This is a genomic window from Streptosporangium sp. H13245, from assembly GCF_055690525.1.
Map to the genome: position 1 here is coordinate 43,156 of NZ_JBSZKT010000005.1, position 12,441 is coordinate 55,596.

Below are 12,441 nucleotides of genomic sequence, written 5' to 3' on the forward strand. Positions count from 1 at the left end.
TTGGAGTCATGAGCCCAGCGGACTTCACTCGACCCGGATCGCTCCACGGCGCCGTCGATCTCGGCGCCCGCAAGCAGGCACTCGAGGCACAGGCGCGGCGGGAGACCGTCGCGCAGGAGACCGGCGGTGCCCCGGCGCCGGTCATCGACATCGACGACGCCAACTTCGCGACCGAGGTCGTCGAACGCTCCATGAACGGCCTCGTGCTGCTGGAGCTCACCGTCACCCGCGCCGAGCAGGCCAAGCAGTACAGCCAGCTGCTGGAGAAACTGGCCGCGGAGAACTCCGGCCGGTGGGTCCTGGCCAGGGTCGACGTCGAGCTCAGCCCCCAGATCGCCCAGGCGCTCCGGGTGCAGAACGTGCCCGCCCTGTACGCCATCTTCCAGGGGCAGCCGGTGGCCGTCGTCCCGGGCATCGCCACCGAGCCGCAGCTGCGCGACTGGCTGTCGCAGCTGATGGAGGCCCTGGCCCAGTACCTCCCGCCCCCCGGCGAGGAGGCCGCGAACGCGGACGAGGAGCAGCGGCCCCAGGAGCCCCCGGTCGACCCGGACGTCCTCGCCGCCGAGCAGGCCGTCGACGCCGGTGACCTCGACGGCGCGGTGGCCGCGTACGAGCGGCTGCTGGCCCGCTCGCCGAACAACCAGGACGCCAAGCTGGGCCTGGCCGGGCTCGGCCTGATCCGCCGGACGCAGGACGTCGACCCGGCCGGTGTGCAGAGCCGCCTGGCCGACCCCGCCGACATCGAGGCCCAGCTCCTGGCCGCCGACTTCGAGATGCTCTCCGGCGAGGTGGACAAGGCCTTCGACCGGCTCGTCGACGTGGTGCGCCGCACCTCGGGCGCCGACCGCGACACGGCCAGGGTGCACCTGCTCGGCCTGTTCGACACGCTCCCCGGCGACGACCCGTCCATCGGCAGGGCCCGCAGGAACCTGGCCAGCGCCCTGTTCTGAGCGATCGGCGGTTCCGGCACCCGGCTCGCGGCTCCCGCCGGGGGCCGGGTGGTATGGAGTATGTCGTAACCGCATCTATATGCGCAGGTCGGCCGGTACGGCGCGCACACCCGTCACGAGATGGCACGATGGAAGCCATCCCAACCAAAGTCAGTCGCAAAGGAGCGGATTGGCTGTGGCCACCGTGCCGAGTGTGTCGTACTCCATCACCGTGCGCCTGGAGGTGCCCGCCGGCGGCAATGCCGTCAGCCAGCTCACCCATGCCGTAGAGTCCGCCGGAGGTGTGGTCACCGCGCTCGACGTGACCACCGCCGGACACGAAACGCTGCGCATCGACGTCACCTGTGCCGCGCGTGACACCGATCACGCGCAGGCGATCGTCGACAAGCTGGAGGGCGTCGAGGGCGTCGTCATCCACAAGGTTTCCGACCGGACCTTCCTCATGCATCTCGGCGGCAAGATCGAGATGCGGTCGAAGGTGCCGCTGCGCAACCGCGACGAGCTCTCCATGGCCTACACGCCCGGCGTCGCCCGGGTCTCCATGGCCATCGCGCGCAACCCCGAGGACGCCCGCCGCCTCACCATCAAGCGCAACACCGTCGCCGTCGTCACCGACGGCTCGGCGGTGCTCGGCCTGGGCAACATCGGCCCGGCCGCCGCGCTCCCCGTCATGGAGGGCAAGGCCGCGCTGTTCAAGCGGTTCGCCGACATCGACGCCTGGCCGATCTGCCTGGACACCCAGGACGTCGACGAGATCGTGCGGACGGTGCAGATCATCGCCCCCGGCTTCGGCGGCATCAACCTCGAGGACATCTCGGCGCCGCGCTGCTTCGAGGTGGAGCGGCGGCTGCGCGACCTGCTGGACATCCCGGTCTTCCACGACGACCAGCACGGCACCGCGATCTGCGTGCTGGCCGCGCTCACCAACGCGCTGCGCGTGGTCGGCAAGGACCTGGGCGAGGTCCGCATCGCCCTGGCGGGCGCGGGCGCGGCCGGTACGGCGGTGCTGCGCCTGCTGCTCGCGGCGGGCGCCCGCAACCTGGTCGTCTGCGACTACCTGGGCGCCGTGCACCGTGGCCGCCAGGACCTGGACGACTCGCTCCAGTGGATCGCCGACCACACCAACGCCGAGGGCTACTCCGGTGACCTGCGCGGCGCGGTCAAGGGCGCCGACGTGTTCATCGGCGTGTCCGCGCCCGGCATCCTCAACGGCGACGACATCGCCACGATGGCCAAGGACGCCGTGGTCTTCGCGCTCGCCAACCCCGAGCCCGAGGTCTCGCCCGACGACGCCCGCGAGCACGCCGCCGTGGTCGCCACCGGCCGCTCCGACTACCCGAACCAGATCAACAACGTGCTCGCCTTCCCCGGCGTCTTCCGCGGCCTGCTCGACGCCCAGGCCACCGTGGTCAGCCAGGAGATGCTGCTCGCCGCGGCCAGGGCGCTGGCCGCCGTGGTGACCACCGAGGAGCTCGGCCCCAACTACATCGTGCCCAGCGTGTTCCACCCGGACGTGTCGGGCGCCGTCGCGGCGGCCGTGCGCGAGTCGGCCGGTGGCCGGGCCCGTACGGGCATGACGGAGGCGTGACGGCGGCTTTCCGAAGGTTCTCCGAGGTTTTCGTCTCCCCCGGAAGCCCTTTCCGTTCCGGGGAGTGCCCTCACATGCGCGTCACGTGACACTGAGCGGGTCCGGACCATCGGAACAGCGGGTGGAGCAGCGCGAAAGGGGGTTCACCCCTCATGATGGAGGTATGGCGGAGGCGATCTACGTCGGTGGGCTTCTGGTGGCGACCCCGCAACTGGAAGATCCCAACTTCCGGCGCAGCGTGGTCCTGGTGCTGGAACACGACCTCGACGGCGGCACCCTGGGTGTGGTGCTCAACAGACCGAGCGACATCTCGGTGACCCAGGTGCTTCCCACCTGGGACACCATGGTCACCGGCCCGTCCGTGCTGTTCCAGGGCGGCCCCGTCCAGACGGACAGCGCCCTGGCGCTGGCCGCCGTCCCGAGCGGGCAGGAACCGCTCGGCTGGCGGCGGCTGCACGCGGGCACCGCGGCCGTCTCCAGGCTCGGCACCGTCGACCTCGACGCGCCGCCGGAGATCCTCGCCGGGGAGATCGCCCAGATGCGCATCTTCGCCGGGTACGCGGGGTGGTCGGCGGGCCAGCTGGAGAGCGAGATCGGCGAGGGCGCCTGGTACGTCGTGGACTCCGAGCCCGGCGACACCTTCCACCACGAGCCCGAGTCGCTGTGGCGGGCGGTCCTTCGCCGCCAGCGGGGCGAGCTCGCCTACGTGGCCACCTGTCCCGACGACCCGTCGATGAACTAGCCGGACGGGCCTCTGGACAGTCACGGATCAGGTGACAGGCCGGTCCCAGCCGGGACGCAGGGAGCGTTCGGCCAGGGCGAGGGCCGACTCCAGCCGGGTGGACAGGGCGCTGACGCCGCCGAGGCCGGTGGCCTCACAGAACTCGAAGCCGATCCGGGTGACGGTGGTGAAGAGTGCCACCACGAAGTGGGGCAGGAGGTCGTCGGGGCCGGCGCCCTCGCGCCGGGCGAGCTCGACGATCAGCCGCCGCTCGTTCTCCATCAGACGGCGCACGCTTCCGCCGAAGAGCGCCGGGGTGGCGTCGATCACCTCCTGGGCCCTGAGGAACCGGGCGGTGTCGTCGTGGTCCCCCTCCTCCAGCACGGTGACCATCGCGCGCACGGCGTGCGAGAGCGCGGTGAAGGGCGGCTCGTCGGCGGGCCGGGCGGCCAGCTCGGCGAACATGACCTCCTGCCCGTCGTCGAGCAGGGAGAGGGCGACGTCCTCCTTGGTGGCGAAGTAGCGGAAGAACGTGCGGGGCGAGACGTCGACGGTCGCGGCGATCTGGTCGACGGTCGTCGCCTCGTACCCCTGCTCCTGGAACAGGTCGAGGGCGGCGTCGATGAGGGCCAGCCGCGTCCTCTGCTTCTTGCGCTCCCGTAGGCCGGGCCGACCCATACTCGTCACCCCTTCGAAACGTAGAATTCACAGTCTGCCATAAGTCACCGGCTGAATCTTCAAAGGATTTGTCACTTGTCAGTGACTGTCATAAATTACCGGGGGTTGACGCCCCAAGCGGGGGCGGACGAAAGAGCACGAGGGGGACCCTTCCATGGCACAGGCCAAGACGGTGGCGACGGCGCCGCCACCGGATCCGGGCAGACCGTCCAGGCAGGGGCACCCGTGGCTCACGCTGCTGGCGGTGTCGCTCGGCGTGATGATGGTGATGCTCGACGGCACCGTCGTCTCCATCGCCAACCCGGTGATCGGCAGGGCGCTCAACGCCTCCCTCTCCGACCTGCAGTGGGTGACCAGCGGCTACCTGCTCGCGCTCGCCGTGTTCCTGATCACGGCGGGCAAGCTCGGCGACCTGTTCGGGCACAAGCGGCTCTTCGTGATCGGCATCGCGGGCTTCGCGCTCACCTCCCTGGCCATCGGGCTGTCCGACTCCATCACCTGGCTGATCGCCTTCCGCGTCCTGCAGGGGCTCTTCGGCGCCCTGCTGCAGCCCGCGGCCCTCGCCCTGCTCCGCGCCGCCTTCCCGGCCGAGAAGCTGAACATGGCGATCGGCGTCTGGGGCGCGACGATCGGCCTGTCCAGCGCCGCGGGCCCCATCGTCGGCGGCCTCCTGGTGGAACACGTCAGCTGGCAGTCGGTCTTCTTCGTCAACGTGCCGGTCGGCATCGTCGCCCTGATCGTCGGGCTCCTGGTGATCAAGGAGAGCAAGGCCGCCTCCCTGTCCAGGATCGACTGGCTCGGCGTGCTCCTGCTCTCCGGCGCGATGTTCTGCATGGTCTGGGCGATCATCAAGGCCCCCGAGTACGGCTGGGGCGACGCCAGGACGCTCGGCTTCCTCGCGGGCGCCGTGGTGATCGGCGCCGCGTTCGTCTACTGGCAGACCAGGGCCGCCGAGCCGCTGATCCCGCTCAGCCTGTTCGGCAACGCATCGGTCGCGATCGGCACCGTGCTGATGGTGCTGATGGCGTTCTCGATGTTCGGCGCGATGTTCTTCCTCACCTTCTACTTCCAGGGCGTGCACGGCCTGTCGCCGCTCGAATCGGGCCTGCGGATGCTCCCGATGAGCGCGGGAATGATCGTCGCCTCGCCGCTGGCGGGCCTCGCGATCGGGAGGTTCGGCCCGAAGATCACGATCTCGGCGGGCATGCTGATCACGGCCGTGTCCATGTTCCTGCTCTCCCGCCTGGGCCTGGAGTCTGAGTACGTCGACAGCGCGATCCCGTTCGCGCTGCTCGCCTTCGGCCTGTCCCCGGTGATGGTCGGCGCCACCGAGATCATCGTGGGCAACGCCCCCGAGGAGCTCAGCGGCGTCGCGGGCGGCGTACAGCAGTCGGCGATGCAGGTCGGCGGCTCGATGGGCACCGCCGTGCTCGGCGCGATCGTCGCGGCCAGGGTGGCCGACGTGCTCCCCGGACACTGGACGGCGGCCAAGCTCCCGCCGCTCCCGCCTGAGCAGATGGCGGGGGTCAACCAGGCCGCCTCCTACGCCCAGGCCGTCTCCGCCCCCGGCACGCCCGAGCCGGTCGCGCAGGCCATCGCCGGAGTCGTGCACACGTCCTTCCTGGAGGGCATGCAGCTCGGATTCACGATCAGCACCGGGGTGGCCGTCCTCGCGGCGCTGCTCGCCCTGTTCGTCCGGGCGGGCCGCAAGACCGAGGGCGCCCCGGTCCACATGGGCTGACGCCCCTTCACGGCTTCGGCGTCCGGCGGGCCGATCGGGCCCCGTCGTGCCCGCGCCGGTGGGTCGTGTTCCGCGACCCACCGGCCGCCGATGCCCCGGGCGCGGTGGTACGGGCATAAAATCGCCAGGGTGAGTACGAAGATTCTCCCTGAGAGCGACGTCCGCCCGGACCTGTCGCACGGCGACGGCGACCACGAGCGCTTCGCCCACTACGTCGAGAAGAACAAGATCATGGAGAGCGCGCTGAGCGGGACCCCGGTCCGCGCGCTCTGCGGGAAGGTCTGGGTGCCGAACCGCGACCCCCAGAAGTTCCCGGTCTGCCCGGAGTGCAAGGAGATCTACTCGGGCCTGCCGAAGGGCGAAGACAGCAACAACGAGTGAGTGTTGCTCATGGGTGATCGCCACAGATGAGGTTACGGTCGGGGTGCCGCCGGGGGGCGGCGAACGACCAGTGCCTGGGATCTGTCGGGGGAGTCCATGTTTCGGCGTGCGATCGCCGTTGTTTCCGCATGCCTGTTCACGGTGGGCGCCTCTCCTCCCGCTCCGGCCGTTCCGGTACTTCGGGTTGTCTTAGGCGGGGGCGCCGCGTCCGGGCCGCCGGAATGCGCCCTCCCCCTCCGGGCCGCCCGCTCCGCGGTGCCGGGACACGCGTCCGCGTCGTCCCCCGCGCCCGCAGGCGGGCGGCGTGGGCCCGACCCCCTCCGGCCCGTGCTTCCCATCACCGTGCCCACCTGGGTGCACGTCATCACCGACGGCCGCCTCGGCGCGCCCGACACCGCGGTACGCGCCCAGATCGTCACGCTCAACGCCGCCTACTCCGGGCGGCTCGGCGGCGCGGACACCGGGATCCGGTTCAGGCTGGACGGCGTCACCCGTACGGTCAACGCGGCCTGGTTCCGTGAGCCCGTCACCCACGAGCGGATGATCAAGCGGATGCGCAGGGGCGGTCCCGAGACCCTCAACCTCTATCTCGCCCAGCTCGGCGAGCTGGTGCTCGGCTACTCCACCTACCCCCAGGGGTACGTCAAGGAGCCCGTCCTCGACGGTGTGGTCGTCGACTGGCGGAGCCTGCCCGGCGGGGCGATGCGCAGCTTCGACCGGGGATACACCGGAGTCCACGAGATCGGGCACTGGCTCGGACTGCTGCACACCTTCGAGAAGGGGTGCGAGCCGCTGGGCGACGGCGTGGCCGACACCGAGTCCGAGGGACAGCCCACCGAGGGGTGCCCGCCGGTCAAGGACACCTGCAAGGGCGGCGGGCCCGACCCGGTCCACAACTTCATGGACTACTCCGACGACCGCTGCATGTCCGGGTTCACCGCCGGTCAGGCCGTCAGGATGCAGGAGATGTGGGCCGTCTACCGAGGCCGGGGGGCGAACACTACCCTTGACGGGTGACAGCACCGAAGACAGTCGACGCTCCATACGAATCTCCCCGGATCTTCGGTCCCGAGTACCGGGCCGCCTCCCTCGGCATCCTGCTCGTCGTCACGCTGATCGCCTTCGAGGGCATGTCCGTGGGCACGGTCATGCCCGCCGTCTCCGAGGACCTCGACGCCCTCGACCTGTACGGGGTGAGCTTCTCGGCCTTCCTCATCTCCTGCCTGCTCGCCAACGTCGTCGCCGGGCTCTGGTCCGACCGGCGGGGACACGCCTGGCCGTTCCTGCTCGGCGTGGGGCTGTTCGCGGCCGGTATGGCGATGGCAGGGGCCGCCGGGTCCAAGGAACTGTTCATCGTCGCGCGGGTCGTGCAGGGCCTCGGCGGCGGCGCCGTCATCGTGGCGATCTACGTGATGATCGCGCGGGTCTACGTCCCGGAGGCGAGGCCCCGGGTGTTCGCCGCGCTGTCGGCGGCCTGGGTGCTCCCCGCCCTGATCGGGCCCGGCCTCACCGGCCTCATCGCCGAGGCCATGGGATGGAGGTGGGTCTTCTACGGCATCGTGCCGCTGGTCGTCCCCGCCCTGGTGATGCTCCTGCCCGCGCTGCGCGCCGGTGGTGACACCCCGGCGCCCACACCCTCCACAGGGCCCCGCTCCAGGCCGCTGGCGATGACCCTGGCCGCCACCGCCACGGCGTGCGGCGGCGGGGTCCTGCTGTACGGCGTGGGCCACCTCCACGACGCCCCGGTGCGGGGTGGGATCGCCACCGTCGCGGGGCTGGCCGTCCTCGCCGCGGGCCTGCCGAGGCTGCTGCCTCCCCGGGCCCTCAGGTTCGGCAGGGGCCTGCCCACCACGATCATGATGCGCGGGGTGCTCGCCTCGGCGTTCTTCGGGGTGAACGCCTTCATCCCGCTGCTCCTCACCGAGGTGCACGGCTTCTCCGTCGCCGAGGCGGGGGTCGCGCTCACCCTCGGCGCCCTGGGCTGGACCACCGGCTCCTACCTGCAGACCCGCCGCTCGTACGACAGGCCGCTGCTGGTGCGGATCGGCGCCGCGGCGATCACCGCGGGCGTCCTGATGACCCTGCTCGCGCTCGTGCCCGGGGTCAGCGGCTGGGTCACCGTGCCCGCCTGGGTCGTCGCCGGGTTCGGCATGGGCATCAGCATGACCAGTGTCAACGTCACCGCGATGCGCCAGTCGCCCGACGCCGAGCAGGGGGCCAACTCCGCCGCGCTCCAGGTCGTCGACACCCTGGGCAGCGCGATCACCATCGGCTTCGGCGGGGTCCTGGTCAACCTGATCGGCCACGACGACATCGCCACCGGCTACACCACGATCGTCGCCCTGATGGCCTCCATCGGACTCTTCGGGATCGTCGTGGCCCAGCGTATGAGGGACATCCCATGACTCATTGGTCACTCCTGTAACAGCGATCACCCATAGCCGGATAAGGCCGCGAGATGCGTGGTAGGACGGTAGGACCGTCACCGCCGGGAGGAGGTCCCGTGCACGAACGACCTCGCCGGTCGGATCCGCCCGACGAGCCCGGCCGTGGCGGGGGGCGCCGGTCCCGGCGGGCCCGCAGGGCCGCGCGGGCGGCCAGGGACGAGGTGTGGCCGCCCGTCGACCCCGACCTCGACGACGAGCGCCGCCCCTGGCCGGCTCCCGAGGACGACGAGTACCACCCCTGGCCGCCGCCGGAGGACGGGCCGTCCGACGCCCGCTCCCACCTGACCTGGCCGCCGCGCATCCCCGAGCCCGGTGACGACCTCCCGCCCTCCGCCCGCTGGTACGGCACGCCCATCGCCCCTCCCGAGCGCCGTCCGGGACGCCTGCGCCGCGTGCTGCTCGTGCTGCTCACCCTGGCCGCGGGGGGCGGCGTCATCGCCGCGGTGTTCGTGCTGGCGCTGCGGGCGGTGCCCTCCCCGGCGCCGGGGAGGGTGACCGATCCGGTCGCGGGTGTCAGCTACCCGCTGCCCGAGCGCTGGTTCACGGGTACGGTGCCGCCGGTCACGGCGTTCACCTCGGCCGCGGGCGACGGCGTCAACACGACCGTGATGGTCATGCCCGCGGAGCCCGCGACCGACGTGCGCGCCACCACCGCCGAGCTCAGCGACCTGTACGCGCGGCTCCTGCTCCACGGTGACGAGGTGAAGGTCGTGGACGACACGCAGATCGCGGTGGGCGCGCGCACCGGGCACACCCGTTCCCTGCGCGCGGAGTATCTGGACGTGGTGAACCGGCCTGCGTACCTGCGGGTGGTCTTCCTCACGGGGGCCGGAGGGCGCCCGGTGGTCGTGGTCGGGATGACCCAGCCGGACGATCCCGTGTCGAGGGCCGAGATCGACACGGTGATCGCGGGCCTGCGCTGAACGGGCGTCATGTGGCTTTGGGCGCATTGGCAGCTTTGTCACCGTACGCCGGTGGTTCCGGTTCCGTGAGCGGTGGTTCTGCGAGCGGCGACTCCGTGAGCGGGCGACTCCGGCTTCGTGATTCGTGAGCGGCGGCTCCGTGAGCGGGCGGCTTCGGTTGGGCGGTGCGGTGTTTTCCGTGTCGCGGACTCCTAGCACGGGGAGATGAGCTTGGCGAGGATCTCGGCCGATCGGCACGTCTTGTCGGCGGCGCAGATTACCCTGGGGACACTGTGAGCACTTTCGCCGCATCCCACCTCTCGCCCTCATATCCGGACCGTGCCGCCTGGGGCACCGCGCCGAAGCTTCGCGCGTGGCAGCAGGAGGCCTTTGACCTGTACTCCAGTCGTGAGCCGCGCGACTTTCTCGCGGTCGCCACGCCGGGTGCGGGCAAGACGACCTTCGCGCTCCGCATCGCCAGCGACCTCCTGTCCCGAGGGATCATCCGGGCTGTGACGATCGTCACACCGACGGAGCACCTCAAGCAGCAGTGGGCGGACGCCGCGAGCAAGGTCGGCATCGCGATCGACCCCGAGTTCAAGAACAGCCAGGGCGCGACCTCCCGCGACTACATCGGGGTGGCCATCACCTACGCCCAGGTGTCCATGCACCCGGCGCTGCACCGCGCCCGCACCGAGGCACGCAAGACGCTCGTGATCTTCGACGAGATCCACCACGCGGGCGACGCGAAATCCTGGGGTGACGGCGTACGGGAGGCGTTCGAACCGGCCGCCAGGCGCCTCGCCCTGACCGGGACCCCCTTCAGGTCCGACGTCAACCCGATCCCCTTCGTCACCTACGCCGAGGACGGCGACGGGATCCGGCGCAGCCTCTCCGACTACTCCTACGGGTACGGCCCCGCCCTCGCCGACGGCGTCGTCCGGCCGGTCATCTTCCTCGCCTACGCCGGTGAGATGCGCTGGCGTACCCGCGCGGGCGACGAGATCGCCGCGACCCTCGGCACTCCGCTCACCAAGGACCAGCTCGGCCAGGCGTGGCGGGCCGCGCTCGACCCGAAGGGCGAGTGGATCCGCCAGGTCCTCCGGGCGGCCGACCGGCGCCTGACCGAGGTGCGCAGGGGCGTTCCCGACGCCGGTGCCCTGGTCATCGCGACCGACCACGAGACCGCCCGCGCCTACGCCCGCCACATCCGGACCATCACCGGGGAAGGCGCCACGGTGGTGCTCTCCGACGACCCCACGGCGTCCAAGAAGATCAAGGAGTTCTCCGCCTCCGAGCAGCGCTGGCTGGTCGCGGTCCGGATGGTCTCCGAAGGGGTCGACATCCCGCGCCTGGCCGTCGGCGTCTACGCGACGAGCATCTCGACCCCGCTGTTCTTCGCCCAGGCCGTCGGCCGCTTCGTCCGCGCCCGCAAGCGGGGCGAGACCGCGTCCGTCTTCGTGCCCTCGGTGCCGACCCTGATGGGCCTGGCGGGGGAGATGGAGGCCGAGCGCGACCACGTGCTCGACCGCAAGCCCCCCGAGGAGGGGCTGGACGACTTCCTCCTGGAGGACGCCCAACGCAAGAAGGACAACCCCGACGTCGTGGGCGACGAGCTGCCGTTCGAGACCCTGGAGGCGGTCGCCACCTTCGACCGGGTCCTCTTCGACGGCGGCGAGTTCGGCAGCGCCGCGGAGACCGGCTCTCCCGAGGAGGAGGACTTCCTCGGGCTGCCGGGCCTTCTGGAGCCCGACCAGGTCCGCACCCTGCTGAGCAAGCGCCAGTCCGACCAGCTGAAGGCCAAGCGGAACAAGCCCGAGCCCAAGGAGCCGCAGCTCGCCCCGCACGAGCTGATCGCCAACCTCCGCAAGGAGCTCAACGGCCTCGTCGGCGCCTGGAACCACCGCACCGGCCAGCCCCACGGCGTCATCCACGCCGAGCTCCGCAGGGCCTGTGGCGGGCCCGCCATCGCGCAGGCCTCCGCCGAGCAGATCCAGGAGCGGATCGGCAAGATCCGCCACTGGGCCACCCAGCGCTCCCACTGATCCGTTCACCGGGTCACCGGGTCAGGCGGTCTCCCGCCCGACCCGGTGGCCCGGAGGGTCTCGCCCGGCCGGATCACCGGACCGCGGACGGCTCCTCCGGCACACGACCCGGCCGGATGAGGGCGATCGGCCTGCCGGTCCGCCCGTCGATCGCCCTGAACGCCCCGGACGCCCCCGTGTCGCGCACCGGCATCGTGAGCGGCACCTCCAGAGAGGCCACGCCACCGGCGACGCTCACGGGCCACGTGGTGGCGCCGGAGGAACGCCTCTCCGCCCTGTCGTCGCGCATCCAGACCTTGATCGTGCGGTTCCTGTGGTGCAGGACCACGGTCGCGGTGTCGCACTCGTCCGCCCTGGCCTTCCAGAAGAGCGTCACGCCCCGAGGCGCGCCCCGGCGGTGAGCCAGCCGTACCCGCTCGGGAGCGGGCATCCGCCCCCGGCAGGAGGCGTTCCGCTCGCCAGGCTCGTTCCAGATGAGCCGCTCCCCCTGCCCGGCCTGTGCTCCCCGGGTGTCCCGCGCGCCCTGCTGGGCCGCCTCCGGGGGCGGCGTCGGCGCCTGAGGCCGGGGTCCGATCCAGGGCTCGGTCTGCGGCTCGGTCCGGGCCGCCGGGGACAGGGGCGCGGCGATCGGAGTCGGCGCGGGAGCCTGGACGACGGTGGTGGCCCAGACCGTGGCCGCCTCCAGCGCGACCAGGGACAGCACGCTCGTCAGCCGTACCAGCGTCCCTCCGCGAAACAGGTTCCACAGGCACAGCGGGGTCAGGATCAGCCAGGAGACGCCGAGCACGAACATATGAGGTCACCACCGGTAGTAAGAGATATCAACTCCCCGTGATACTCCTGTCGCAACCGGCGATGGTTCTGTTTACCCGCTCATGCCCGCTCGGTGATCGTTCGTATTCCTAGAGTCACCATTCTTGGTAGCCTGTTCCCGCAATTGCTCCGGCCCCCCTCCAACCGGTGCCTCAGTACTCTCGTTCGAGAAGAG

General features: G+C 71.2%; 11 protein-coding genes. 9 read left to right on the forward strand and 2 right to left on the reverse strand.

The genetic code is table 11. From position 1 onward, the window contains the following. The first annotated feature begins 8 nt into the window (after window positions 1-8). From ACW9TB_RS11795 to ACW9TB_RS11805, 3 genes are all read left to right on the forward strand, one after another. Window positions 9-950: a tetratricopeptide repeat protein gene (locus tag ACW9TB_RS11795; RefSeq protein WP_472748017.1), complete on the forward strand. Its 942-nt coding sequence runs from the start codon at window positions 9-11 to the stop codon at window positions 948-950. 175 nt (window positions 951-1,125) lie between these two features. Further along, window positions 1,126-2,538: an NAD-dependent malic enzyme gene (locus tag ACW9TB_RS11800; protein WP_472748233.1), complete on the forward strand. Its 1,413-nt coding sequence runs from the start codon at window positions 1,126-1,128 to the stop codon at window positions 2,536-2,538. Between the two features lie 163 nt (window positions 2,539-2,701). After that, on the forward strand, window positions 2,702-3,280 hold the full coding sequence (locus tag ACW9TB_RS11805) for a YqgE/AlgH family protein (protein ID WP_329091052.1): 579 nt from the start codon (window positions 2,702-2,704) through the stop codon (window positions 3,278-3,280). 27 nt (window positions 3,281-3,307) lie between these two features. Here the strand turns inward: ACW9TB_RS11805 and ACW9TB_RS11810 are convergent, their stop codons facing one another. Further along, window positions 3,308-3,937, reverse strand: coding sequence for a TetR family transcriptional regulator (locus ACW9TB_RS11810; protein ID WP_472748234.1), 630 nt, complete (start codon window positions 3,935-3,937; stop codon window positions 3,308-3,310). Between the two features lie 154 nt (window positions 3,938-4,091). On the opposite strand from ACW9TB_RS11810, the gene ACW9TB_RS11815 reads away from it, so the two are divergent. From ACW9TB_RS11815 to ACW9TB_RS11840, 6 genes are all read left to right on the forward strand, one after another. Then, window positions 4,092-5,678, forward strand: a complete 1,587-nt coding sequence (locus ACW9TB_RS11815) for a DHA2 family efflux MFS transporter permease subunit (protein ID WP_472748018.1) — start codon at window positions 4,092-4,094, stop codon at window positions 5,676-5,678. Between the two features lie 129 nt (window positions 5,679-5,807). Further along, entirely contained in the window at window positions 5,808-6,059 is a 252-nt protein-coding gene (locus ACW9TB_RS11820) for a DUF3039 domain-containing protein (RefSeq protein ID WP_329091055.1), read from the forward strand. 327 nt (window positions 6,060-6,386) lie between these two features. Beyond that, window positions 6,387-7,076: a zinc metalloprotease gene (locus ACW9TB_RS11825; protein WP_472748019.1), complete on the forward strand. Its 690-nt coding sequence runs from the start codon at window positions 6,387-6,389 to the stop codon at window positions 7,074-7,076. Continuing rightward, window positions 7,073-8,464, forward strand: a complete 1,392-nt coding sequence (locus ACW9TB_RS11830) for an MFS transporter (protein WP_472748020.1) — start codon at window positions 7,073-7,075, stop codon at window positions 8,462-8,464. The genes ACW9TB_RS11825 and ACW9TB_RS11830 overlap by 4 nt, the downstream gene beginning before the upstream one ends. Window positions 8,465-8,562: 98 nt before the next feature. Continuing rightward, window positions 8,563-9,429 (forward strand): hypothetical protein, encoded by an 867-nt coding sequence (locus tag ACW9TB_RS11835; protein WP_472748021.1) that lies wholly within the window; start codon window positions 8,563-8,565, stop codon window positions 9,427-9,429. 272 nt (window positions 9,430-9,701) lie between these two features. Further along, a complete protein-coding gene (locus ACW9TB_RS11840; RefSeq protein WP_472748022.1) occupies window positions 9,702-11,453 on the forward strand; it encodes a DEAD/DEAH box helicase in 1,752 nt (583 codons plus the stop codon). A 73-nt stretch (window positions 11,454-11,526) separates the two neighbouring features. On the opposite strand, the gene ACW9TB_RS11845 is transcribed toward ACW9TB_RS11840, so the two are convergent. Next, on the reverse strand, window positions 11,527-12,246 hold the full coding sequence (locus tag ACW9TB_RS11845) for a hypothetical protein (protein ID WP_472748023.1): 720 nt from the start codon (window positions 12,244-12,246) through the stop codon (window positions 11,527-11,529). Window positions 12,247-12,441 lie beyond the last annotated feature (195 nt).

Bases quoted from the DNA above. Each gene is read 5' to 3' on its own strand.
- ACW9TB_RS11805 (WP_329091052.1), top strand. From the start codon at position 2,702: ATGGCGGAGGCGATCTACGTCGGTGGGCTTCTGGTGGCGACCCCGCAA.
- ACW9TB_RS11795 (WP_472748017.1), top strand. From the start codon at position 9: ATGAGCCCAGCGGACTTCACTCGACCCGGATCGCTCCACGGCGCCGTC.
- ACW9TB_RS11815 (WP_472748018.1), top strand. From the start codon at position 4,092: ATGGCACAGGCCAAGACGGTGGCGACGGCGCCGCCACCGGATCCGGGC.
- ACW9TB_RS11845 (WP_472748023.1), bottom strand. From the start codon at position 12,246: ATGTTCGTGCTCGGCGTCTCCTGGCTGATCCTGACCCCGCTGTGCCTG.
- ACW9TB_RS11810 (WP_472748234.1), bottom strand. From the start codon at position 3,937: ATGGGTCGGCCCGGCCTACGGGAGCGCAAGAAGCAGAGGACGCGGCTG.